This is a genomic window from Bradyrhizobium sp. AZCC 1577, assembly GCF_036924575.1.
In the GTDB taxonomy this organism is placed as follows: domain Bacteria; phylum Pseudomonadota; class Alphaproteobacteria; order Rhizobiales; family Xanthobacteraceae; genus Bradyrhizobium.
The window spans coordinates 5,871,418-5,894,433 of sequence record NZ_JAZHRQ010000001.1; the positions used below are offsets into that span (position 1 = coordinate 5,871,418).

A 23,016-nucleotide genomic window follows, 5' to 3' on the forward strand; every position below is an offset into this window, starting at 1 on the left:
GTGGGGATTGCTGCGGGAGCGCTCACAGGATTTGGTTCCTCTCACCATGGCGCGGCCGCCCTGCACATGCAAGGCGACCGCGCAGTATCGCAATCAAGTGAAAAGAGCGGGCGATGAGGCTGGGGGACCTCACCGCCCTTAGGCCCTTCCGACGGAGGGGGGCGTATTCCGAAGGAAGGTTGCCAGAGGGAGCGAGTTTTGGACCCGCTCCCCGGAAGGAGACGTCGGCGGGGGCGACGAATGCCGGCGTGACCCTCCATCTGGTATCTAGTCCTCGTTTAGCCCTTCGCCAGCGGCACCGCGACGAAGCGCGACGAACCGCCGCTCTTCACGCGCATGAGAACGCTGTTCTTGTTCTCGGTACGCGCGGCGTCGATTGCCTCACGGACTTCGCTCGGGCTGCCGACGGTCTTGCCGGCGACCTCGAGAATGACGTCGCCTTCCTTGAAGCCGCGCTCGGCCGCCGCACTCTTCGGGTCCACCTCGGTAACCACGACGCCTTCCCTGCCGGCGCCGGCCACGCTGTTAGCGGGCGCAACCGTCAGGCCGAGCTTCGGCACGTCAGTTCCCTTGGTCGCGCCGCCCTTGTCTTCCTTGCCGATGTCGGCCTTGGTCTCGACCGTGTTCGGCAACTGGCCGAGCGTGAGGTTGACGACCTTGTCCTGGCCCTTTTGCAGCACGTTGAGCTTGACCGCGGTGCCGGGTGCGAGACCGCCGATGGTGCGGGCGAGTTCCCTGGCATCCTTGACCGGCTCGCCATTGACCGCGGTGATAACGTCACCGGACTGGATGCCGGCCTTGGCCGCCGGACCATTCTGCTGCGGTTCCGCCACCAGCGCGCCTTGGGCCTTCTTCATGCCGAGACTGTCGGCGATTTCGGAGGTCACCGGCTGGATCTGGACGCCGATCCACCCGCGGCTGACCGAGCCCTTGTCCTTGAGCTGGGCGACTACCGACTTCACCGTCGAGGCAGGGATCGAGAACGCGATGCCGACGCTGCCGCCGGACGGCGAGTAGATCGCGGTGTTGACGCCCATCACCTCGCCATTGGTGTCGAACGCCGGACCGCCGGAATTGCCCTTGTTCACGGGCGCATCGATCTGGATGAAGTCGTCATACGGTCCGTTGCCGATGTCGCGGCCGGAGGCCGAGACGATGCCGGCGGTCACAGTGCCGCCGAGGCCGAACGGGTTGCCGACCGCGAGCACCCAGTCGCCGATCCGCGGTTTGCTATCGGACAGCTTGGCGAACGGGAAATCCGTGCGGCCCTCGACCTTGATCAGCGCCAGATCAGTGCGCTGATCGGTGCCGATCACCTTCGCGGTGTAGGTCTTGCCGTCTTCCATCGTGATTTCGACCTTATCGGCGCCGTCAACCACGTGGTTGTTGGTCACGGCATAGCCGTCAGGCGAGATGAAGAAGCCGGAGCCCTGACCCGTTACCGGGCCACGGGGGCCACGCGGTCCGCCACGCAGGCCGGGCGGCAAGCCATCCGGACCGCCGAAGCGGCGGAAGAAGCGCTCCATCGGCGAGCCCGGCGGGAACGGCGAGTCCTCGTCCTTGTTGGCGCTGTCGTCCTTGGAACTCTTGTCGGCGATGTTGATCTTGACCGAAATCACCGACGGCTTCACGCGCTCGACAATGTCGGCGAAACCGATCGGCCGCTCGACCTTGCGAACCTCTGTATTGACCTGCGCTTGCGCCGCGCTGGCAAAGATATCAGCCGAGCCCTGCTGCGGCGAGAAGCCATACACGGCAGCGCCAAGGCCGGCGACGACGGAGGCCATCAGCGCGAACTTGCGGGCGGAGAACAGCGACCGGCGGGCTGCGCCGTTTGACGGTAGCGAGGAAAGATCAACGGGACGTTCGGTCATGTTTCTAAGATCTCCAGAGCGTGAATTCTTCATTCTTCTACGGTGCGGGGGTTGGGCACCTGTCACATCGGAAGATGGGGCCTGCCGCCTTACCGCGCGCTGGCTAGGGGATTAAACTTTGGTAATGCGGCTGCTTATGGATGCGACGGAATAGCGCAGGCAATCAATGGGTTAGCGCGGGCCGAGAAACGGTCCTCAAGGGAACGGCTCCGTGCCGTATTCGAGAAGGAGCAGCTTTCGACGCTCTCGTAAATCTTACGTTAAATCAATTCGTGTCACAACCTCTGCACGAACAAAAAGAGCGTGGTTGCGGGCCGCCGAACGCGAGCTTCGATCCTCGCCGTCAACGACAAAGATCAGGAAGAAAACCATGGTCAGCGCCGTTTCCATCCAAGCCGCCCCATTGAATCCCCTCGCCTACACGGCTCTCGAAGGGGACAATTCCAAACAACCCGCCTCGAACGCGACGACGAACGACAGCGACCGTGGCCCAGCTACGCAGGTGTCGTTGTCGCAGGACGCACTGGATCGCCTGATGGCCGCATTCAAGCAGGGCCCGGACGCCGCACAGCAAGCCGTGGATGCCGCGTCGCAAGCAAGCGAGGATCGTTTCCAGGCAACCATTAAGGCCGTGCATCGCCGGGGCGAATTGGCCAAAATCAACAGTCAACTCGCTTTGCTCGACTTGCAGGACGCGAGGCAAGACACCAACAAGACCGGCATCGAGAGACTTCAGAAATCCTACGACAAGATGCTGAACTCTCCGATATCACCCGAAGTAACGCTGAATCCTGCGGAGACCGCAAAGGCATTGAAGATGTTGAAGGACGCCGGTCGGACACTGCCTCCTCTCGGTCCAAACGTTACCTATGGCTTCGTGAAGGACGGTATCCAATACAATTTCCGGGGCGACGGCACCGTAACCACCCGCAAGGAAGGTATCGCAACGTCAGTCGAGGATCAGCAAGAGGCGTTGGCTTCCTTACGTGCCATGATGGATTTTATCTCGAGCGACATCCGGGACAACAGCGACGCTCGTGCGACCCTCATCGCGCAGCGCGACGCCCTGATGGGCTAATAGCGGCAACCAGCCGAAAGGGGAACGGCGCAGGAGACATCTCCCGCGCCGTTCCTTGTTCTGCGCGTTAGTTAGCTAATCTGGACCATTGCCGTTGATGTCGAACACGAATTCGAGGGTATCCGTGTTGGCCGGATCAAAGAAGCCGACCACGTCGACGTAATTCTGGAGTTTGGTATCGAGCGCATCGTTGCGGGGACGCGCAACAATCGCACCCTCGCCCGAAGACCCGCCTCAGCTCTTCTTCATCTTCAGCCGACCCATGAAATCACGCTTGCCCAGCGGCACGCCGTTGGTGCGCAGGATGTCGTAGGCGGTGGTGGCGTGGAAATAGAAATTCGGCAGCGAGAACGACATCAGGAAGCCCTCTGCGGTGAAGGGCAGCTTGTGATCACCGATGTGAAAGACGACGTCGCGGCCGCCGAGCGCGTTGACTGCCTCCGGAGTCCAGCCCTCCAGAGCCTCGCGGGTTTGCGCGACCAATCCCTGCAATCCCGCATAATCGTACGGCGTGCTGGACGCGGGCGGACGAAACTCTCCGCTTTGCACGCCCTCGATAGCGCCACGCGAATGCTGCGCGACGGAGATGATCTGGAAACGCAGCGGCAGCATGTCGGGCGCCAGACGCGCCTCGACCATGCTATCCGGATCGATGTTCTTTTCGCGGAAATGAACGAGGCCGCGGTCGAGGAAACCGCTGACCGCGCCAAGGGTCTGCAGATAGTTCGCCACGCTGGCGTCGTAGAGTGAAAAGGCCATGTCCGGTTTCCCCTGGTTATGTTTATTCTGACAGGGAAGTCATAGCTGAAGCCTGCCCGCTTGCAACGGTGGGCTTAAGGCTTCTTGTCCGGCGCATCGGCTGCGAGCAAGCGCTCCAGCCTCGCCTCTTCCTCTTCCGTCAGATGCAACAGCGAAGGATCGGTCGCGCTGCCGGTATTCGAACGGCGGCGGCTGTAGAACCAGAGCGCCAGCCCGCCTCCGGCCAACGCGAGCGGCGGCAGCAGCCAGAGCAGCAGCGTATGCGGCGTGAAGCGCGGCTTCAGCAGCACGAACTCGCCATAGCGCGCGACCAGAAAATCGATCACCTGGCTGTCGCTGTCGCCGGAGGCGATCCGCTCGCGCACCAACAGGCGCAGGTCGCGCGCCAGCGGGGCGTCGGAATCGTCGATCGACTGGTTCTGGCACACCATGCAGCGCAGCTCGCGCGACAGGTCGCGAGCTCGCGCCTCCTTTGCCGGATCGGCCATGATCTCGTCGGGCTGCACGGCGTGAGCCGGCCCGCAGAGCGTCGCGGCGACAACCAGCACACATGCTGCAATGAGGCGCTTCAAGGCCCTACTCCGCCGGCTGCAGCGCGCGGGCGGCCTTGGCCGGCTTGGGCGCGCCGACGCGCAGGCGGCGGTCCGAGAGCGACAGCAGACCGCCGAACGCCATCAGGACAGGGCCCCACCAGATCAGGAGCACCAGCGGCTTGTGATAGATGCGCACCGCGATGGCGCCCTCCGCATTGGTGTCGCCGAGCGATACGTAGAGCTGGCTGGCGCCGCGGGTCAGCAGCGCGGCCTCGGTCGTCGACGAGCTCCGCGTGGTGAAGTTGCGCTTCGACGGCATCATCACCTGGAGCGTTTCGCCGTCGAGTGCAACCGTGAACTGCGCGATCATCTCACGGAAGTTCGGTCCCTGCCGTTGCGTGATCTCGTCGAGCTTCAACTGATAGCCGGCGACGCTTGCGACATCGCGCGGCTTCATCGTGCCGATATATTCGCTATTCCAGGTGGTCTCGCAGACGATGCCGATCAGCGCGACGCCAATGCCGGCATGCGCGAACGCCGTGCCCCAGGTCGCGCGCGGTAGCCCACGCGCACGGGCCATCGCGGTGGCCAAGGGGACGCGGAACAGCGCCATGCGTTCGGCAAGATCACTCAAGGCGCCGCCAATCACGAATATCGCGAGCCCAATCGCCAGCGGGGCGAGCGTGGCTCCGCCATGGGTCCATGCAAACAGCACCGCAATCGCGACCAGCGCCGCGATGCCGGCCGCGGTCAGCCGCTGCGCTGCGCCGAGGAGATCGCCGCGCTTCCAGGCCAGCAGCGGCGCAAACGGCATGGCGACCAGGAGCGGCACAAACAGCGGCCCAAAGGTCAGGTTGAAAAACGGTGCGCCGACCGAAATCTTGTCGCCGGTCAGCACTTCCAGCGCCAGCGGATACAGCGTTCCGATGAACACGGTGGCGCAGGCGGAGGTGAGAAAGAGATTGTTGAGCACCAGCGCGCCCTCGCGCGAGACCGGCGCGAACAGCCCGCCCTGCTTCAGTGCCGAGGCGCGCCAGGCATACAGCGTAAGACTGCCGCCGATGAACAGGCACAGGATCAGCAGGATGAACACGCCGCGCGAGGGATCGGTCGCGAACGCGTGCACCGAGGTCAGCACGCCCGAGCGCACCAGGAAGGTGCCAAGCAGCGACAGCGAAAACGTCAGGATCGACAGCAGGATCGTCCAGACCTTCAGCGCGTTGCGCTTTTCCATCACGACGGCGGAATGCAGCAGCGCGGTGCCGGCGAGCCAGGGCATCAGGGAAGCATTCTCGACCGGGTCCCAGAACCACCAGCCGCCCCAGCCCAGCTCGTAATAGGCCCAGTACGAACCCATGGCGATGCCGAGCGTGAGGAATATCCACGCCACGAGCGTCCACGGTCGCACCCAGCGCGCCCAGGCCGCGTCGATCCGGCCTTCGATCAAGGCGGCGATCGCGAACGAGAACGAGATCGAAAATCCGACATAGCCGAGATAGAGCATCGGCGGATGCACGGCCAGCCCAATGTCCTGCAGCACCGGATTGAGGTCACGGCCCTCGATCGGCGGGCTCGCGATGCGCAGGAACGGGTTCGACGTGACCAGGATGAACAGATAGAACGCAGCCGCGATCCAGCCCTGCACGGCCAGCACATGGGCGCGCAGCGACAGCGGCAAATTGCTGCCGAAGGCGGCAACCAGGCCGCCGAACAGCGCCAGGATCGACACCCACAGCAGCATCGATCCTTCGTGATTGCCCCACACGCCGGTGATCTTGTAGAGCAACGGCTTCATCGAGTGCGAATTCTCGAACACGTTGACGACGGAAAAATCCGAGTTGACGTGCAGCATCACCAGGGCCGTGAACGAGGCCGCCACGAACAGCAATTGCGCCAGCGCCGTGGAGCGACCGACGTTCATCAGCGCAGGATCGCCCCAGCGCGCGCCCAGCATCGGAACCGTGGACTGGATCAGCGCAAGTGCGAGCGCCAGCACCAGCGCGTAATGCCCCGCTTCCGCGATCACTTCGCGGTCCCCTGCACCGGCGCAGATGCGGCCGTGGCGCCGGGCTTCGCGCCGTAGTCGTCCTTCCAGTGCCCCTGCTTCTTCAGGGCGTCGGCGACGTCCCTGGGCATATAGGTCTCGTCATGCTTGGCCAGCACGGTATCGGCCTTGAACACGCCTGACGCATCGAGCGCGCCCTCGGCGACGACGCCCTGCCCTTCGCGGAACAGGTCCGGCAACATTCCCTTATAGGCGACGGGCAGCGTGGCGCTGCCGTCGGCGATGCTGAAGTTCACGGCAAGGTTGTCGCCGCGCACCAGCGAGCCCGGCTGCACCAGGCCGCCGAGGCGGAACCGCTTGCCGGGCGGGATATGCTTTTCCGCCGCCATGGTCGGCGTGGAAAAGAACACGATGGAATCGCGCATCGCGTTCAGCACCAGCGCCGCCGCAACCGCAAGCACCGCGAGCGAACCGCCGATCATGGTCAAACGCCGCTGCTTGCGCGTCATCAATATCCCCTGCCTTCGTCTTTGGGTTCCGCCATCCGGCTCTATCCATCAAGCCCGAGATTTTTCAGGCCTTCATTGAGCTGGCGCAAGCGTTCGGCATCGCCCGCGACCGCCTGACGCGCTTCGGTGCGCGCGCTCGTCGCCTTGTCGCGTTCGCCCATCACCATATAGGCCCGCACCAGCCGCAACCAACCCTCGACATCGCTGCCGTCCTGCTTCAGCCGCGCCGCCAGCCGATCGACCATGCCGCGGACCATCGTCCCGCGGTCCGCCTCGTTCATGTCCCTGGCCGCGGCCATCGCATCATCGGAGAGCGCCGGCGCGGCGGGGGCGCCGACCCGGGTCAGCGCCGCCTCGATCAACGCCCGCCACGGCGCGTCGGCCGGCGCCTTTGACAGCATCGCCCGCCAGATCGCCGCAGCATCGGCCTTCCGGCCGTCCTGTTCGGCAGCGAGCCCGAGGAAATAGCTGGCCTTGGGATCGTCGGCGTCTTGCGCGACCGCGCGCTCGAATTCGCCCTTGGCCTCCGCCGTGACGACGCCGCCCGCGCTGCCAACCAGCGCCTCACCGAGATCGGAGCGGCGTTCGGCGCTGTCGCCGGCGTGTTGAATCGCGTTGCGGTAGGCCCGGATCGAGTCATCGAACCGACCGAGCCGCGCCAGCACGGGCGCCAGCACGGTCCAGCCGCGACCATCGGTCGGATTCTTCTCCAGATGCGCTTCGACCTGCGCCACCATGTTTTCGAGCGGCTGGCTGGCGTCCGCCATACGGCTGCGCGAGGCGAGCGGGAAATCACCGAGACGCGGCGATCCAAGCGCGAGGTAGAACGTCACTGCCGCGATCGGCAAACCCACCAGCGCCACGACAGCCGAGGCACGGCGCAGGCCAAGATTGGCGCGCGCCGGCAGGTTGCGCTCCGCGTCCGCGGCGGCGAGCAGGCGGCGGCCGATTTCGACACGCGCCGCCTCGGCTTCGGACAAGCCGATCAACCCGGCTGCGACATCGCGGTCGATCTCGGCGAGCTGATCCTTGTAGACGACCGCCTCGCTGCCGCCGGCCTGCACAGACGAGCCGCGGCTCAATGGCCAGAGCGCGGCAAAAATCGCCGCGACCGTCATCAGCGCGAACACAAACCACAGCGTCATCAGGTAGTTCCCGGGGGCGGAACGGCGCCTTCCCAAGCCAGCGCCGATGCGCCGCTTTACACCACCGGCGGCAAGCCCGGCAATTGACAATTGCGGCAGAAAAGCCGGGAGACCGGCTTGCCACAGCCAGCGATCCGGAGTTCCTCGGCACAGTTCGCCCTGGCTTCTCCGCCGGACCGCGGCTCGCAAATCCATCAATGGGAAATTGCAGCGGATCCTGCATGCACCGTCGAGACCTCATACCTCGGCCTATAGCGTTTGCACCAAGACGTAGGCGATGCTACACAATGGGGCTGAGACATTAATTGCGTGCAGAGGCAGATTGATGCGATCCTGGAAAGCATTTCGACGTGGCGCTGTTCCCTCCACCCCTGTCAAAATTCCAGTTGGCCTGAAACTTCGCCGCAGCGTTCCGCTTCTGTCACTTCCGCTGCTGTTGCTGTCATTTCCGACCGCCGCCCAGGATGCAACGGAAAGGACAGTGATCGCGGCTGCAGCGCTGCCTCGCGATCTCAGCCCCTGGGGCATGTTCATGCAGGCCGACGTCGTCGTCAAAGCGGTGATGATCGGTCTGGTCTTTGCGACCGCGGTCACCTGGACGGTGTGGCTCGCAAAGATGATCGAGCTGATCAAGGCGCGACGGAACGCCCGGCACGCCCTGCGCGAGCTCGCCGACGTCCGGAACGTGGAAGACGCCGTGCGGCAGGTCCCCGAGGGCGCAGTTGCCCAGTTGCTCGAGGGTGCCCTGGCAGAATTGAGATTGAGCACCGATCGAATGGACAAGGAGGGGATCAAGGCAAGGATCGCCTCCCGGCTGCAGCAGATCGAGGCGGCGGCAAGCCGGCGCATCGGACTAGGCACCGGCGTGCTTGCGACCATCGGATCGACCGGCCCCTTCGTCGGACTGTTCGGCACGGTCTGGGGAATCATGAACAGCTTCATCGGAATATCGAAGTCGCAAACCACCAACCTCGCCGTGGTCGCGCCTGGAATTGCCGAGGCACTGCTGGCGACGGCGCTCGGGCTGGTGGCGGCGATTCCCGCCGTCATGATCTACAATCTCTTTGCACGCCAGATCGCTTCCTACCGGGCGCTGCTCGGGGACGGATCCGCAGAGATTACGCGACTGGTCGGCCGCGACCTCGATAGCGGCACCATGCTGGTGCGGCGGCACCTCGCAGCGGCGGAGTAGCAGCCGTGGCCGCCAGCCTGAACCAAGGCAACGGCGATCTCGCCGAAGTCCATGAGATCAACGTGACGCCGTTCATCGACGTCATCCTCGTTCTGCTTATCATCTTCATGGTTGCTGCCCCGCTTGCGACCGTCGATATCGCCGTCGATCTTCCGGCGTCGAACGCGCAGCCGCAGCCGCGGCCGGACAAGCCGGTCTATCTGACGGTGAAGCCGGACCTGTCGCTTTCCGTCGGGAACGATACCGTGGAGCGGAGCGCACTGCCCGGCGCGCTCGATGCAAGCACCAGCGGCCAGAAGGACACCCGCATTTTCCTGCGCGCCGACAAGCTCGTCCCCTATGGCGAGGTGATGCAGGTCATGAACATGTTGCGGGCCGCCGGCTACCTCAAGGTAGCCCTGGTCGGAATGGAGCAAGCCTCATCGCCATGATGCAGCTTGCGGCCGAAGATCGTTCTGACCTTCGACGATGGATGTTCAGCAGCCTCGCGGTGCTGTGCGTCTATGCCGGATTGACTGCCACGCTCGCCATCTGGCGCGATGTGGATGACACGGTGGCTGCCGAACCTTCGGGCGCGATCGTGGTCGACCTGGCACCGTTGGCCGCAGCACCAGCGACGACGCCGACCGACATTGCGCCCGGCCCGGAGCAGGCGATGTCGGAGGCGCAGCCGGTGGCGAAGCCCGAGGAGACGCCGCCCGATGAAACGCCCGAGTTGCCGCCCGCTCCCAATCCGGACGCGGCTGTGGCTTTGCAGAGCAAGTCGCAGCCTGACGTGACGCCGCAGCAGCAGGCGGCGGCCGCCACGACATCAGCACCACCCGCGATCAACGAACGGATCGCACCGGTCGCCGTTGCGCCGACCCAGGGTGTGCCGAATGACAAGAATTCGGAGGCCGTCGTGACATGGCAAACCCAGGTCCTTGCTTTGGTTGAAAAGAACAAGCGATATCCGGAAGCCGCGCGGTCGCGGCGCGAGCAAGGGACGGCGCAGGTGTCGTTTACGCTTGATCGCAAGGGAATGGTTGTCAGCGCGCGTGTAACTCAAAGTTCGGGATCCGGCGCCCTTGACGAGGAAGCGCTCGCGCTCCTCAAGCGCGCGCAGCCCTTCCCTTCGCCGCCCGCAATGTTTCCCGGCGAATTCGTTGTCGTGAGGCAGCCGATCCGCTTCACGGTCAAATAGGGCAGATAGCAAGCGGCATCCGACCGTCTGATCACAACATCAGTTCGATGCGTTAATCCACGACGGTCGCGCCGCTGCCAAATCTGTAGTTCATCCCGATCCTGACACCATCACTGGTCACCCGCGTGTTGGCGTCAAACGCAACCGCCGTATTGACCGCCACAGGCGGCGTCGAACGCACCGAGCCGAAATCCATGTGGAGATATTCGAGCTTTGCGGTCCAGTTGCCTGCCAGCCGCGTCTCGAAACCGGCGCCGACAGTCCAGCCGAACCGATACAAGTGCCGATCCAGAGACGCGGTGGTTGCGACGCCCGCGTCGTCGAAACCTGCAATAGCCGTTGACGTCGTTATCTTGCCGAACGGAACGCCCGCGGTGGCGTAGGCAAGCAGGTCCGGCGTCACAAGCGTTCCGACGCGGCCGCGAACCGAGGCCACCCACCCCAAGCGATAGTCCAGACTCGCCGTCACGGTGGCGTCGAGCGGAGCGAGCGCCGGGTTGCAGATGTTGCCGGGGCAAGCGGTGGCGCTGCTTCCGCGCTGATTGCGGTATTCGAAATCGCCTTCAATGCCTGCCAGCATCCGGCCCGACGTCCAGTTGTAGCCAGCCTGTCCGCCAATACTGGCGGTGTCGTGCGTGGACGACAGGCGGGCTCCGGCAAGCGAGGCACCGGTTGCAACGTCGTTGAACGCAGCGTTGGTACCGCCCTCACCCCTCAAATATCCAACATTGCCGCCGGCGTAGATGCCCGCCCAGTTCCAGGCCGCCGCTTCGAGCGCGGGGCTCTTGTAGTAGCCGTTGCCGGCCGGCCGTCTCGCCGTGCCGATCCAGGTGCCGGGCGGGCCGCTTGGCCGGTCGACCCCGTATTTGACGTTGAGAAACAGCTTGAAGCCACGACCCGGCTGCAGGATCTCGTCCTTGTGGAATTGAACGGAGTTGCGAATGTTGGCGTTGAGCAGATTGTCGCCAACTACCCCGGTCGCGACCTCAACCGCGCCGCACGGCGAATCCTTCCAGAATTTCCGGTGCTCGAGTTGTACTTTCACCAAATCATATCCGGCGGTCGGCGTGTCGAATTGCGGAATGTCGTTCTGCGCAAACGCGTGCAACACGCCGACGCGCGCGAACCAATTGTCGTTGCGCCAGTAGACGCCGCCGCCAAGTCGCATCGGAGGAATGCGCGGCACGTTGCTGCCGTCAGTGAAGGTCGCCCGCACCACATCATATTGGCCATCGAGGCCAAGGGTGCCATTGCCAAGTTGCGCGGCGTCCCACTGCCACGCCAGTTCGCCGCCGCGGAAAGTCGCGTCACGCTGATCGTAGTTGACCTGGATGTAATCGGTGCCGGCGCCGCATGAAGCAAACGTTTCCTGACAAAAGATGCCGGTGGCGCGCGAGAAAATGAACTTGTCGTACGACGTGTAGTAGGCATTCGCGGCGAACCTGAAATCGCCATCCGTACGTTTCAAGCCGATTTCCGCGGTCTGCGCGGTTTCGATTCCGAGGTTCGGGTTGCCGATCTTGAACGTCTTCTCCGAACCGTCGGGACCTTGGGCGAACAGTTCGAGAGCGCGCGGCGCACGTTCGATCCGTTGCAGCGTCAGGCTGGCTTCCAGCGAGGATGGAAGATCCTTGATGATGCCGAAGCTGACGCTCTTCGGCATGAAGTCGAGCTTGGCGGCGGCCCTGCCCGGCTCATCCGGTGGTGGGAGAAAATTCGGCGGGAAAGTGAATGCCGTTCCCGCGACATTGACCCCCTCGATGCGACCCGCCAATTGCGTGCGCAGCGTGTCCGTGTGCCTGACTTCATTGAGAAAGTACGCCGCCGCTGTTCTGGTCTGGGCCGGAAGCAAGATCGCCTGCCCTGCCGTATCGAGTTGCTGGTAGGCGCCTTGCGCGCCGAAAATGCTGGTCAGCGCACCGATTGGCGTGGCGAACGGCGCAAGTTCGAACTCGAGCTTGCCTTCGGTCTGCCGGTTCTTGAAGGTGGCGGTAATCTCCTGGAAGCCGGTGGTGGCGAGCACGGTCTCGTCGTGCCGGTACTCCGAATACCCGGTCCAGTACCTGATCGCGGCAAGCGCGCTTGCGTCCGGGCGATACTCGCCCTTGGAGCTGATCTTGGTTTGCTCGAGGTCGTTGTGCTGGCGGGCTTCCGCGGTCGCAATACCGGGCACGTAGTAGTCGCTGGTGAAACGGGAGACGGCGATGCCGGCATAACCGCCGTCGAAAAGCCAGGAGCCACCGACCGCCGCGCCCGCGCTTTGCGAAGCGGAATTCGGCTGCTTGCCGTTGAAGGCAGGCGCAGGGATTGGCGGGACCAGATACGGGTAACTCGGGACGCTATAGTCGCCAGAGGAGCGCCCGTAGATGTCGGCATGAACGGCGGCGTTGCGGCCGCCGGCATCCAGCAACAGGCCGCTTTCCCATCCCTTGTTGACGCTCGTCACACCCGACCTCAGTTCCGCAGCCACTCCCCCAAGCGGCGCAGCGGTCGGAATCCGGTTGTTGTTGACATCGACGACGCCGCCGACGGCTTGCGAGCCGAAGCGGAGCGCACCCGGTCCGCGAATGACGTCGACCTTCTGGATGGCGAGAGGGTCGATCGGCACCGCGTGGTCCTGCGCGATGTCCGACACGTCGACCGCACCGACGCCGTTCTCCTGAATGCGGACCTTTGCGTCCGACAGGCCACGCAAGATCGGGCGCGACGATTCCGTGGCAAGCCCCGCCGATGTTGCGCCGGGCATATTGGTGAACAGGCTGCCGAACCCACCGTTGCTGCTGCCGGTCTGGATCTGGTTGCTCCCGATCGTCGACAGCGGCGCGAATGGCGGATTGAAGGGCGACGTGGGCACGGGCGCGGGCGTTGGGCCCGGCAGCGGTGCCTCCACGGTCGTCGAACGCCGACCGGACTCGCTGCGCGCGGCCCGCCGCGCGGGTTTAGGCTGACGCCCCTCGACGGTCACTTGCGGCATGTCGATTTCCGCTGGCGCGCTCGGCGTGGCTTGCGGTCCGGCCGCCGGGGCCGGCGCGGTCTGCGACGGAGCCGGCTCCGCCGGGGCTTGCCCCGCTGCTGGCGGTGCCGGGACGGCTGGCTCGGCAGACGGCGCGGCCTGGGGTGTCGGTGGCGCGGGCGCTGCGGTTTGCGCCAGCGCCGCGGCGTGGCTCAGCCAAACCACGGCCAGTGCCGATGTGCCCACAAGGGCCATTCGCGTCGCGCGCATATTCATCCCCAACCGATCGCGCTTCAGCAACAGCCTGCTTGATAAGCCGCAACACCAAAACGTAGGTAAGGCTACATGTTAATGCTGAACCGTTAACTGTCAAGATGCTGCGAACGAGTCGCAAATGCCAGGCGCCGGCCTGTTGCAGATCGGCGACAAGCCGCCAACTTGCAATGTGGTCGGCAGCACGCCATGGTCGCGCCTCGTCTGGATGGATTCGCCTGGAAGGTGCAGTGGTGCGTAAGCCCTCGACAAATCGGGCCAAACCGATGACGCCGCTGCCCGCGGAACAAACGCAGGCGCGCCGGTTCGGAAAGGCACGATCGGCGCGATCGACCGCGGTTCTGGAAGACTATGTCGAATTGATCTCCGATCTGCTCGGCACGACCGGCGAGGCGCGCCCGACCGACATCGCGCGCAGGCTGGGCGTATCGCACCCGACGGCGATCGACACCATTGCGCGGTTGAAGCGCGAAGACTTGGTTACGGCCCGCCCCTATCGCGGGGTGTTCCTGACCGAAAAGGGTGAGACCCTCGCCAAGCGCGTCCGCGCCCGTCACCGTCTGGTGGTCGACGTCTTGCTGGCGCTCGGCGTTCCGCAGGAAGCCGCGGAGGCTGATGCCGAGGGCATCGAACATCATGTTTCCGATGTGACGCTGAAGGCCTTCGCCGAATTTCTTCGCGGCGCCAAGGATCGACGCAAGGCATGACGCGATAGATCAGAGGCGGCGCTAGCCGGCCTTGGTCGTCTTACGCTCGCCGGTCATGGCATTTTCGGCCGCCCGGCTCATCAGCGACGCATAGTCATGGCCGAACAGGATTTCGCAGAAGCGGATCGCCGCCTTGGCCTGCATCTGCCGGTAGGCGCGCGCTCTGGTGTCGGCGCCGCGCAGCGCCTGCACCAGGCTCTCGGTTGAATGCTCGACGTAATGCTGCAGGTCGGAATAGGTCCGCAGAGTGACCTCGTTGATGGCGAGTTCGCTGGCATAGGTGCGGCACACCGCCACGAAGTCGATCAGGGCGGCGATCTCTTCGACCTCCGCGGCGTCGATCTTCGGCGCCGAAGCGATATCCTTGTCGGCGCGCTGACGCAGGATGCGGCGGACCCGGCCGGGCACGCTCTCGATCTCCGACTGCAGCGAATTGGAAATATCGGCGCGGATCGACGTGAGCTGGCGGCCCCACGCGGAATCGTTGCGCAGATCGAGCTCGGTGCGCAAGCCCCGCACGCCATCGTGCAGGATTTTCAGTTGATCGCCGACATTGTCGAAATGGCCGCGCCTGATGTCCGTGCGCAGGCAGGCCGTGAGAAACGAGAGATCGTGCAGCGCGATCGTAACGGCGATGCCGTAGGGCGTGGCCGCCACGCGAATCTCGTCGTCGGAGGCCGCCATCCTGACCGCGAGACGGATGATCTGCCACGGCGCCACCAGCCGCTGCATGATCAGCGACAGCGCGAACGGCAGCAATTGCGGCGTCTGCAACGAGGGCACGTTGAGCGCGGACGTCGCCGTCTCGAGCTGGGAGGGCGTCAGCGCCCGAATCTGGCCGGGAAGCCGACTGCCGAGCGTCTCCATCGCCTCACGAGCCCGCAGCACCGCGCCGATCGACAATAAATCCTCGACAACGTTCGGCGGGCCGATGCGCGAGAGCGCGCGATGCCTGTCGTCTCCCTGCACCGGAGTGGCGATCTTGACGATCGCCTCGGCTGCAGCGAGCTGGAATTTACGGGTCGCGGCTTCGAGACCTGCGGTGGAGCCGCTCAGCCTGATCTCGCCGAGTGTCGTTTCGAATGCGCGCACGGCCTCGGGCGCGCCGTCGCGGCCCAGCCATTGCCAAACCGCCAGCAGCGACGCGCCGCCGGATCTGCCCGGCGCGCACCGGAAAATTGCCCTCGACGAGAAATGGCTCGAGTGGACCGTACAACAGCCGCGCCGGATCGTCGGTGCGCGGACGCGCCTCGTCGTCTTCCTCGGTCCCGCGCACGACCTTGCGCAATTGCTCGAGCACGAAATTGGCGACGGCGAGGTCTTCCCCGCGCTCGATGGCGCGCTCGAACTCCCGCATCAGCAGCGCCTGCGATTGAGGCGGGAGCTGGGCGAGATAGTCCCTCAGCCGCTCTGTCGATGTCTGGCTCATTCGCCTGGTGTGGATATATTTGTGTCACGCGGACGGCAAAGCGCGTCCACCGCCGATTTTAGAAGTGTGCGCGTTAAGAAGCCGTTTAGGAATAACGAAATCGCCCTGGGCCGTGCCGGGTAGCGCCCCTTCAATCCCAGGCAATTCAGCCCGATAGGACGTTCATATCCCCGGCAACACCAGTTCTGCCCGCAGCCCGCCGATCGGGGCGTCGCCCAGGACGAGGCTACCGCCATAGAGGCTGGCGAGATCGATCACGATCGAAAGCCCGAGCCCGGAGCCCGGCTTGGATTCGTCCAGGCGCTGGCCGCGCCGGGACACCTGTGCGCGCTCGGCAGCGGACAATCCGCGGCCATCGTCATCGACGATGATCCGCAGCCGTGGCCCGGTGCCTGATACGACCGGTAATTCCGCGCGCACCTCGATGAATACCTGCGAGGCCGCCCATTTGCAGGCATTGTCGACCAGATTGCCGGCCATCTCCTCAAGATCCTGGCGCTCGCCGCGGAACTTTGCCTGCGGGTCCGCCTTGACCGCGATCGTGACACCACGATCCCGGTGGATCTTTTCCATGGTCCGCCGCAGCGCCTCGATGGCGGGCGCGACCTCGGTGACAGTGCCGACGATGGTGACGCGCGCGGCGATGCGTGCGCGCTCGAGGTGATGCGCGACCTGATCCCGCATCACAAAAGCCTGCTCCAAAACCTTGTTCGCAAAGGGATCCACCGTGTGGGCGGAGGCCTCGTTGACGATCACGGACAGCGGCGTCTTGATGGCATGGGCAAGGTTGCCGACATGGGTGCGGGCGCGCTCGACGATCTCGCGGTTGGCGTCGATCAGGGCGTTGGTCTCGCGCGCCAGCGGCGCGATCTCGACCGGAAATTGGCCCTCGAGCCGTTCGGCGCGTCCGGAGCGGATGTCGGCGATCGATTCCGAAATGCGCTTGAGCGGGGCCAACCCGAAGCGGACCTGGAAGATCGTGGTCAGGAGCAGCACGATGCCGAGCGCTGCAAAAGTGCCGCCGAGGTAATAATCGAAGGCGCGGATTTCGTCGAAAATCTCGGATGCGTCGCCAGCCACGCTGACCAGAAACTTGCCGTCGGCGCCGAGGTCGACCGGCCGTTCGACCACCCTCAGATCCTGGCCCTCCGGACCGTCGACGTAGCCGAGACGGATCCCGGCCGGGGTCAACTCCGCGCCGATATCCTCGAGCTTCGGCAGCTTCTTGTCCCACAGCGAACGCGAGGCCTTTGTTTCGGCCTTCTCGTCGGTCCGGACGATCTGCCAGTACCAGCCGGACAAGGGCAGTTCGAACAGCGGTTCGCCGAGCGACTGGAACTGTTGCTCAGGCGGCTCTTCCGGCGTTGCGACTTCGGCGATCAGGGTGCGGAGGTAGAGGTTGAGGCGGCGATCGAAGGCGCGCTCGGTCGCGTTCCGGTAGACCGACGACAGGATCACGCCGGTGATGACCAGGATCACGACCACCCACGCAGTCGCCGACAGGAACAACCGCGTGGCGAGCGAACTTCCGCGCATCAGAACAAGATCCCGAAAAGCGTATCCCCAGCCTCCAATCCTGCGGATGGAGACCGGCCTTCGGATAAGATCATGCTCGAATAAAAGAGCAAGGCTCATCAGGCGCCAGGCGACGGCGGCGTCAAGAGATAGCCGAGCCCCCGCACGGTCTGGATGATGTCGACGTCGAGCTTCTTGCGGATGCGGCCGACGAATACCTCGATGGTATTGGAGTCGCGGTCGAAGTCTTGGTCGTAGAGATGCTCGACCAGTTCGGTGCGCGACACCACGCGCCCGGTGTGATGCATCAGATAGGCCAGCAGCCGGTATTCGTGCGAGGTCATCTTGACCGGATTGCCCGAGACGCTGACCCGCCCGGTGCGGGTATCCAGCGAGACCGGGCCGCAGGTCAGTTCCGACTGGGCATGGCCGGTGGAGCGGCGCAGCAGCGCGCGAATGCGCGCCAGCACTTCTTCAAGGTGAAACGGCTTTGCGACATAGTCGTCGGCGCCAGCATCAAAACCCTGCACCTTGTCGCTCCAGCGATCGCGCGCGGTGAGGATCAGGACTGGCATGGCGCGGCCGTTGCGGCGCCACGCCTCCAGGACCGAGATGCCATCCATCTTCGGCAACCCGATGTCGAGCACGACGGCGTCATAGGGCTCGCTGTCGCCCAGATAGTGCCCCTCCTCGCCGTCGAACGCGCGATCAACCACATAACCGGCATCCGTCAAAGCCGTCGTAAGCTGACGGTTGAGATCCGGATCGTCCTCAACAACAAGCAGGCGCAAGCTGGCCTCCAATAGTGAGCCCTACAATATCAGTTCTCATGATGAGGCTCAGCGGGGTGAACGGGCCATGAACGACGTACACCGGGCAGTGCGACTTTTTCGTCATGACGCTTTCCGCGGGCCCGGGTACGCCCCCAAACCGCAGGCCCAACGCCTAACATGCCCGATCGGAGGCCCCAAGGGGGCCGGCAGGTTGCTTGCGGCAATGGCTCCCGAAAAGCGGGACCCACGGCCCAGCCGCGCGGATAAACACCCAGGTCGCGCAGCCTCGGTCAGTCCCTTATGTGCGGAAGAATATGAACCAGACGATGCCAAGGATCAGAATCGCGAGCCCGGTCGATACCGTCAGGAGTGCAAGCACGGACGGGCCGGGTTCAGCTTGGCGCGCCTCGGTCGGGGTTTCGACGATCTGGCCATGTCGTTTCGTTGCCATGGGGACCTCTTCGAGTAAGTGCCTGTAATGTCAGCGAATGCTCCGACACCGGCTGTGAAAGCAACGCATGATCAAAAGTGATGTTCCGGGTATTTGGGCCGTGTCGCGCGGTCGCCGTGTTAAAAAGGTCGCAGATCCGGCTCAGAACGGGCCCCTCGAGGGTTAACGCCGTTCCGAGATTCCGCAGCCCGGCATGTTTGAGACGGGGTGATCCGGTGGTATCCTTCCCGTTCGTCTGTTGCGTATTTTCGGAGTAGCCCATGGCCCCCCGCGCCAATTGGAAGGGTTTTCTGCGCCTGTCGCTCGTGACCTGTCCTGTCGCCCTCTATCCGGCGACGTCGGACACCGAGAAGGTCTCGTTCAACCAGATCAACCGCAAGACCGGCCACCGCATCAAATACGCCAAGGTCGACGCCGAGACCGGCGAGGAAGTCGCCAGCGAAGACATCATGAAGGGCTACAAGATCGATACCGACACGTACATTGAAGTGTCGAAGGACGAGCTTGACGACATCGCGCTGGAATCGACCCGCACCATCGAGATCGACGAATTCGTTCCGAAATCCGATATCGACGGCCGCTATCTGATCCGCCCCTATTATCTCGTGCCGGACGGCAAGGTTGGCCACGATGCATTTGCGGTGATCCGTGAAACCATCCGCAGCATGGACAAGGTCGCGATCGGCCGCGTGGTACTGACCAACCGCGAGCACATCATAGCGCTGGAGCCGCTCGAGAAGGGGCTGATGGGAACGCTGCTGCGCTATCCCTATGAAGTGCGCAACGAGACGGAATATTTCGACGATATCCAGGACGTGAAGATCACCAAGGATATGCTTGATCTGGCAAAGCATATCGTCGAGCAGAAATCCGCCTCATTCGAGCCCGAGCAGTTCGAGGACCGCTACGAGCAGGCGCTGATCGATCTGATCAACCAGAAGCGCAACGGCCTGAGCACGAAGGCCAAGGCGGCGCCGAAGACCAGCGGCAACGTCATCAACCTGATGGACGCGCTGAAGCGCAGCATCGCCAGCGAGAAAGAGGCCGCCCCTGCCGCCGCCAAGGCCAAGGGCAAGAAGCCGAAGAAGGCCGCCGCCGGCCAGCGCGAGATGCTGTTGCCGATCAGCGGTAGCGGAAAGCGCGCCGCCAAGGAGACGGCGAAGGAAGCACCGAAGAAGGCGGAAAAGCCGGTGCGTACCGCCGCCCGCACCAAGAAGGCCGGATGATCGGGCAAGGAGCGCGATAGATAGCACCATCTAGCGCGCGATGCCGTGGTCGACGCCGTTCGATGATCCGATACCGCTTCGCAGCGGCCGTAAGCTCGCGACACTCCAGCAGGCCGCCGACTATGTCATGACCTTGCCGGAGAAAGTGCAGCACGAGGCGCACTGGCAGGTCGCGGTGGAAAATCTGATCAACGCGGCCGAGACCGGCGGCGGCTGGATGATGTTCGCGCGGATCGCGATGCTGCGGGCTCTCAATGCAGACCCAAAAGACAAATAGCGCCGGTTCAATCCCCGCCGCCGTCCCCGTCCCCACTGCCAAAGTCCAACCCGCCATCGCAACCACCAGACGACCGGTCGTTGACCATCCAATCGAGCAACCAGGCTGCGACCAATATCGCGGAGAACACGCGCCACGGATGTTGCTGGACGTAGGCCAGGATTGATGGCCCCCAGGACACCAACAGCGGCCCAAACAGCAGTTCCAGCATGATGTCTGTGCGGCCTTGCCGCTACTTGAGCCCGGTGCTGACGTCGGTGAATATCTCGCGGAGCACGATGGCGATGCCGTCGACGGCGGCGACGATCACGATGCTGAGGCCGACCGCAATGAGGCAATATTCGATGGCGGTAGCGCCGCATTCATCGTCGACAAATCGTGCCAGTAATCGACGCATAGACAAGCTCCTGTCGACGCTCCCCCCGGAATTTCTCCCGCGCCATACTGATTAAACTCTAGGGCGGAACCGTTGAAGAGGCCTTGAAGAACAGAATGAACGATTGATTAAGGCTGACGAGGAACCGCGCCCCTGTTGACGGTCGATCGCGGCCAAAGGCTACGAAACGCATATCAGCACTTCCGCGCGCACGTGCAGCTTCGCTTTACCTCGCGTGGAAATCCTGTTCCTACTGTCGCAAATTGGCCGGACCCAAACCGGCCTGCATCCAGGGGGAGAGACCGTCATGAAACTCGGCGCCGCCATCGCAGAAATCATGAAGCGCGAGGGAATCGAAATCCTCTGCGGCTATCCGGTCAATCATCTCATCGAATATGCCGCCAATGCCGACATCCGCCCGGTGATGGTGCGGCAGGAGCGCATCGGCGTTCACATGGCGGATGCGATCTCGCGCGTCACCTCGGGCCGTTCGATCGGCGCGTTCTGCATGCAGCACGGGCCCGGCGCCGAGAACGCGATGGGCGGCGTGGCGCAATGCTACGGCGAATCCGTCCCCGTGCTGGTGCTGCCGATGGGCTACGCGCGAAGACTCGCCAATATCGATCCGAACTTCAATTCCAGCCAGGCGATGAAGGCGTTCTCGAAGTCGTCCGAGCCGATCAACATCGCGGCGGAAGTCTGCAACATCTTCCGGAGAGCGTTCACCAAATTGAAGAATGGCCGCGGGGGACCGGTCATTGTCGAAATCCCGGCCGACATGTGGAACGAGGAAGTGCCGGAGCCTCTCAACTATACACCGGTGCTGCGCACGCGTTACGGCGCGGATCCCCTGCATGTGAAGGAAGCGGCCGCCCTGCTCATCGCAGCGAAGCGTCCGGTGATCTATGCCGGTCAGGGCGTGCATTACGCAAAGGCCTGGCCGCAGCTCAGACGGCTGGCGGAGCGCCTCGCCATTCCCGTCACGACCAGCCTTGGCGGCAAGTCGTCGTTTCCGGAGACGCATCCGCTATCGCTGGGCTCGGGCGGCCTCGCCGTGCCACGCGCGGTGCCGAAATTCTTGGGCGACGCCGACGTGATCTTAGGAATCGGCTGCTCGTTCACCGAAACCTCGTTCGGCATCGCCATGCCGAAGGGCAAGACCATCATTCATTCCACGCTCGATCCGAACCATCTTAACAAGGATGTCGAGGCCAAAATCGGCCTGGTCGGCGATGCTACCCTGGTGCTCGATGCCTTGCTGGAAGAGATCGGCAAGACCGTTACGTCCGATCGGGACGCAACCGCGGTCGCCGCCGAGATCGCCGCCTCTCACAAGGAATGGCTGGCGAAATGGATGCCGAAGCTGACGCATAACGAAGCGCCGCTGAACCCTTATCGGGTGTTGTGGGACCTGCAGCACACCGTCGACATCAACAACACCATCATCACTCACGACGCCGGCAGCCCGCGCGACCAGCTCTCGCCGTTCTGGAAATCGGTCGAGCCTCTGTCCTATATCGGCTGGGGCAAGACCACGCAGCTCGGCTACGGCCTTGGCCTTGCGATGGGCGCCAAGCTGGCAAAACCCGACAAGCTCTGCATCAACGTCTGGGGCGATGCCGCGATCGGCTTCACCGGCATGGATTTCGAAACGGCGGTGCGCGAACGCATCCCGATCATGTCGATCCTCTTGAACAATTTTTCCATGGCGATCGAGTTGAAGGTGATGCCGATCTCGACCGAGAAATACCGCTCCACCGACATTTCCGGCGACTACGCCGCGATGGCGCGCGCGTTCGGCGGCTATGGCGAGCGGGTGACGAAACCGGAAGACATCATCCCCGCCATCAGGCGCGGTATCCAGAAGACACAGGAAGGCGTCCCGGTGCTGTTGGAATTCATCACCAGCAAGGAGACCGAGGTGTCAAGGCCGGGAATCTGAGGGTACGCAGAGAGACCATCAATCGCCGATGTCGCGCGTCACCATCATCGAAACCGGGCTGGTCAGTCCCAAAAACCGCGAACTCTACGGATCGTATCCGCAGATGTTCGAGCAGATGATCGGCGCCGCCGACGCCGACTTCACCTTCAATACCGTCCGCATTCCCGCTGGCGATCCGCTGCCGGACATCGAAAGTCTGGAGGCGATCCTCATCACCGGCTCCGCGGCCGGCGTTTATGACGGGTTCGAGTGGATCGCCCCGCTCGAGAACTTCGTGCGCGCAGCCCACGAGAACAAGGTGCCGATGGTCGGCGTCTGCTTCGGCCATCAATTGATCGCACAGGCGTTGGGCGGCACCGTGCGCAAGTCCGAGAAAGGCTGGGGCATCGGGCGGCACGTTTACGACGTGGCGCCCGGCAACGGCGTCGTCGAAGGCCCGCGCATAGCGCTGGCCGCCTCGCATCAGGATCAGGTCGTCACGCCGCCCCCGGGCGCCAAAACCATCCTGTCATCGGCATTCACCGAATATGCCGGACTGCTCTATCCCGGCGGCACCACGCTCTCGGTGCAGCCGCATCCGGAATTCTCTGTCGGCTACGCGCTGGCCTGCTGCGAGATAGCCGGGAGCAAGGGCCATGCGCCCGACGGCCTTGTCGCAGCCGCAAAAGCCTCGCTCGCTGAGCCCTTGGAAGGCGCAAGACTTGGGGGCGCAATCACACGTTTCCTCGCCCGATCAAGGTGACGTGAGCACCGAAAGGCCGTCTTAAGACCTCTATGAGCGCTGGCTCTAAGGCTTCCGGGATGAAATAATCCGGT

The 23,016-nt window shown here is 63.9% G+C and carries 21 protein-coding genes and 1 pseudogene; 9 read left to right on the forward strand and 13 right to left on the reverse strand.

Features of this window, described 5'->3' with window-relative positions:
- Window positions 1-278 precede the first annotated feature (278 nt).
- Window positions 279-1,874: a Do family serine endopeptidase gene (locus V1278_RS27980; protein ID WP_334382920.1), complete on the reverse strand. Its 1,596-nt coding sequence runs from the start codon at window positions 1,872-1,874 to the stop codon at window positions 279-281.
- Window positions 1,875-2,244: 370 nt separating this feature from the next.
- Here V1278_RS27980 and V1278_RS27985 point away from each other — a divergent pair, with 370 nt between their 5' ends.
- Window positions 2,245-2,952, forward strand: a complete 708-nt coding sequence (locus V1278_RS27985) for a hypothetical protein (protein WP_334382921.1) — start codon at window positions 2,245-2,247, stop codon at window positions 2,950-2,952.
- A 234-nt stretch (window positions 2,953-3,186) separates the two neighbouring features.
- Here V1278_RS27985 and V1278_RS27990 read toward each other — a convergent pair whose 3' ends face one another.
- The 5 genes from V1278_RS27990 to ccmI all read right to left on the reverse strand — a co-directional run bounded on the left by V1278_RS27990 (window position 3,187) and on the right by ccmI (window position 7,903).
- The gene (locus tag V1278_RS27990; RefSeq protein ID WP_334382922.1) at window positions 3,187-3,711 is read right to left on the reverse strand and encodes a DUF1993 domain-containing protein; all 525 of its coding nucleotides are present in this window, start codon (window positions 3,709-3,711) and stop codon (window positions 3,187-3,189) included.
- A 74-nt stretch (window positions 3,712-3,785) separates the two neighbouring features.
- A complete protein-coding gene (locus V1278_RS27995; RefSeq protein WP_334382923.1) occupies window positions 3,786-4,283 on the reverse strand; it encodes a cytochrome c-type biogenesis protein in 498 nt (165 codons plus the stop codon).
- 4 nt (window positions 4,284-4,287) lie between these two features.
- Window positions 4,288-6,270, reverse strand: coding sequence for a heme lyase CcmF/NrfE family subunit (locus tag V1278_RS28000; RefSeq protein ID WP_334367936.1), 1,983 nt, complete (start codon window positions 6,268-6,270; stop codon window positions 4,288-4,290).
- Window positions 6,267-6,758, reverse strand: a complete 492-nt coding sequence (ccmE, locus tag V1278_RS28005; RefSeq protein ID WP_057848143.1) for a cytochrome c maturation protein CcmE — start codon at window positions 6,756-6,758, stop codon at window positions 6,267-6,269. Before ccmE ends, V1278_RS28000 begins: the two co-directional genes overlap by 4 nt.
- A 41-nt stretch (window positions 6,759-6,799) precedes the next feature.
- A complete protein-coding gene (gene ccmI, locus V1278_RS28010; protein WP_334382924.1) occupies window positions 6,800-7,903 on the reverse strand; it encodes a c-type cytochrome biogenesis protein CcmI in 1,104 nt (367 codons plus the stop codon).
- Window positions 7,904-8,228: 325 nt separating this feature from the next.
- Between ccmI and exbB the strand changes: the two genes are divergently transcribed.
- The 3 genes from exbB to V1278_RS28025 are packed head-to-tail and all read left to right on the forward strand — an operon-like array spanning window position 8,229 to window position 10,278.
- Window positions 8,229-9,095 carry a tonB-system energizer ExbB gene (gene exbB, locus V1278_RS28015; protein ID WP_442893722.1) on the forward strand — a complete coding sequence of 289 codons (867 nt, stop codon included), beginning with the start codon at window positions 8,229-8,231 and terminating at the stop codon, window positions 9,093-9,095.
- A gap of 5 nt (window positions 9,096-9,100) precedes the next feature.
- Window positions 9,101-9,526 carry a TonB system transport protein ExbD gene (exbD, locus tag V1278_RS28020; protein ID WP_334367934.1) on the forward strand — a complete coding sequence of 142 codons (426 nt, stop codon included), beginning with the start codon at window positions 9,101-9,103 and terminating at the stop codon, window positions 9,524-9,526.
- 41 nt (window positions 9,527-9,567) lie between these two features.
- Window positions 9,568-10,278, forward strand: a complete 711-nt coding sequence (locus tag V1278_RS28025; RefSeq protein WP_334382926.1) for an energy transducer TonB — start codon at window positions 9,568-9,570, stop codon at window positions 10,276-10,278.
- 52 nt (window positions 10,279-10,330) lie between these two features.
- On the opposite strand, the gene V1278_RS28030 is transcribed toward V1278_RS28025, so the two are convergent.
- A complete protein-coding gene (locus tag V1278_RS28030) occupies window positions 10,331-13,501 on the reverse strand; it encodes a TonB-dependent receptor domain-containing protein (protein WP_334382927.1) in 3,171 nt (1,056 codons plus the stop codon).
- A 221-nt stretch (window positions 13,502-13,722) separates the two neighbouring features.
- On the opposite strand from V1278_RS28030, the gene mntR reads away from it, so the two are divergent.
- Window positions 13,723-14,211: a manganese-binding transcriptional regulator MntR gene (gene mntR / locus V1278_RS28035; protein ID WP_442893818.1), complete on the forward strand. Its 489-nt coding sequence runs from the start codon at window positions 13,723-13,725 to the stop codon at window positions 14,209-14,211.
- Between the two features lie 21 nt (window positions 14,212-14,232).
- Here the strand turns inward: mntR and V1278_RS28040 are convergent.
- From V1278_RS28040 to V1278_RS28055, 4 genes and pseudogenes are all read right to left on the reverse strand, one after another.
- Window positions 14,233-15,640: pseudogene (locus tag V1278_RS28040) on the reverse strand (hypothetical protein).
- Between the two features lie 162 nt (window positions 15,641-15,802).
- On the reverse strand, window positions 15,803-17,176 hold the full coding sequence (locus tag V1278_RS28045; RefSeq protein WP_334382930.1) for an ATP-binding protein: 1,374 nt from the start codon (window positions 17,174-17,176) through the stop codon (window positions 15,803-15,805).
- A 98-nt stretch (window positions 17,177-17,274) separates the two neighbouring features.
- Entirely contained in the window at window positions 17,275-17,946 is a 672-nt protein-coding gene (locus tag V1278_RS28050; RefSeq protein WP_028348898.1) for a response regulator transcription factor, read from the reverse strand.
- 280 nt (window positions 17,947-18,226) lie between these two features.
- On the reverse strand, window positions 18,227-18,379 hold the full coding sequence (locus V1278_RS28055; RefSeq protein WP_176722012.1) for a hypothetical protein: 153 nt from the start codon (window positions 18,377-18,379) through the stop codon (window positions 18,227-18,229).
- 260 nt (window positions 18,380-18,639) lie between these two features.
- Here V1278_RS28055 and ku point away from each other — a divergent pair, with 260 nt between their 5' ends.
- On the forward strand, window positions 18,640-19,605 hold the full coding sequence (ku, locus tag V1278_RS28060) for a non-homologous end joining protein Ku (RefSeq protein ID WP_334382931.1): 966 nt from the start codon (window positions 18,640-18,642) through the stop codon (window positions 19,603-19,605).
- A gap of 40 nt (window positions 19,606-19,645) precedes the next feature.
- The gene (locus tag V1278_RS28065; RefSeq protein WP_334367927.1) at window positions 19,646-19,882 is read left to right on the forward strand and encodes a hypothetical protein; all 237 of its coding nucleotides are present in this window, start codon (window positions 19,646-19,648) and stop codon (window positions 19,880-19,882) included.
- Between the two features lie 7 nt (window positions 19,883-19,889).
- On the opposite strand, the gene V1278_RS28070 is transcribed toward V1278_RS28065, so the two are convergent.
- Both V1278_RS28070 and V1278_RS28075 read right to left on the reverse strand, forming a co-directional pair.
- Window positions 19,890-20,093: a hypothetical protein gene (locus tag V1278_RS28070; RefSeq protein ID WP_334367926.1), complete on the reverse strand. Its 204-nt coding sequence runs from the start codon at window positions 20,091-20,093 to the stop codon at window positions 19,890-19,892.
- A gap of 21 nt (window positions 20,094-20,114) precedes the next feature.
- On the reverse strand, window positions 20,115-20,279 hold the full coding sequence (locus V1278_RS28075; RefSeq protein ID WP_334367925.1) for a Flp family type IVb pilin: 165 nt from the start codon (window positions 20,277-20,279) through the stop codon (window positions 20,115-20,117).
- A gap of 286 nt (window positions 20,280-20,565) precedes the next feature.
- Between V1278_RS28075 and V1278_RS28080 the strand changes: the two genes are divergently transcribed.
- On the forward strand, window positions 20,566-22,200 hold the full coding sequence (locus tag V1278_RS28080) for a thiamine pyrophosphate-requiring protein (protein WP_334382932.1): 1,635 nt from the start codon (window positions 20,566-20,568) through the stop codon (window positions 22,198-22,200).
- A gap of 28 nt (window positions 22,201-22,228) precedes the next feature.
- The gene (locus V1278_RS28085) at window positions 22,229-22,942 is read left to right on the forward strand and encodes a type 1 glutamine amidotransferase (RefSeq protein ID WP_334367923.1); all 714 of its coding nucleotides are present in this window, start codon (window positions 22,229-22,231) and stop codon (window positions 22,940-22,942) included.
- Window positions 22,943-23,016: the final 74 nt, after the last annotated feature.

Excerpts from the sequence above, each read along its gene's own strand:
- V1278_RS27980 (WP_334382920.1), bottom strand. The coding sequence starts at position 1,874 with ATGACCGAACGTCCCGTTGATCTTTCCTCGCTACCGTCAAACGGCGCA.
- V1278_RS27985 (WP_334382921.1), top strand. The coding sequence starts at position 2,245 with ATGGTCAGCGCCGTTTCCATCCAAGCCGCCCCATTGAATCCCCTCGCC.
- V1278_RS27990 (WP_334382922.1), bottom strand. The coding sequence starts at position 3,711 with ATGGCCTTTTCACTCTACGACGCCAGCGTGGCGAACTATCTGCAGACC.
- ccmE (WP_057848143.1), bottom strand. The coding sequence starts at position 6,758 with ATGACGCGCAAGCAGCGGCGTTTGACCATGATCGGCGGTTCGCTCGCG.
- ccmI (WP_334382924.1), bottom strand. The coding sequence starts at position 7,903 with ATGACGCTGTGGTTTGTGTTCGCGCTGATGACGGTCGCGGCGATTTTT.
- exbB (WP_442893722.1), top strand. The coding sequence starts at position 8,229 with ATGCGATCCTGGAAAGCATTTCGACGTGGCGCTGTTCCCTCCACCCCT.
- V1278_RS28025 (WP_334382926.1), top strand. The coding sequence starts at position 9,568 with ATGTTCAGCAGCCTCGCGGTGCTGTGCGTCTATGCCGGATTGACTGCC.
- V1278_RS28030 (WP_334382927.1), bottom strand. The coding sequence starts at position 13,501 with ATGCGCGCGACGCGAATGGCCCTTGTGGGCACATCGGCACTGGCCGTG.
- V1278_RS28045 (WP_334382930.1), bottom strand. The coding sequence starts at position 17,176 with ATGCGCGGAAGTTCGCTCGCCACGCGGTTGTTCCTGTCGGCGACTGCG.
- V1278_RS28055 (WP_176722012.1), bottom strand. The coding sequence starts at position 18,379 with ATGGCAACGAAACGACATGGCCAGATCGTCGAAACCCCGACCGAGGCG.
- ku (WP_334382931.1), top strand. The coding sequence starts at position 18,640 with ATGGCCCCCCGCGCCAATTGGAAGGGTTTTCTGCGCCTGTCGCTCGTG.
- V1278_RS28065 (WP_334367927.1), top strand. The coding sequence starts at position 19,646 with ATGCCGTGGTCGACGCCGTTCGATGATCCGATACCGCTTCGCAGCGGC.
- V1278_RS28070 (WP_334367926.1), bottom strand. The coding sequence starts at position 20,093 with ATGCTGGAACTGCTGTTTGGGCCGCTGTTGGTGTCCTGGGGGCCATCA.
- V1278_RS28075 (WP_334367925.1), bottom strand. The coding sequence starts at position 20,279 with ATGCGTCGATTACTGGCACGATTTGTCGACGATGAATGCGGCGCTACC.
- V1278_RS28080 (WP_334382932.1), top strand. The coding sequence starts at position 20,566 with ATGAAACTCGGCGCCGCCATCGCAGAAATCATGAAGCGCGAGGGAATC.
- V1278_RS28085 (WP_334367923.1), top strand. The coding sequence starts at position 22,229 with ATGTCGCGCGTCACCATCATCGAAACCGGGCTGGTCAGTCCCAAAAAC.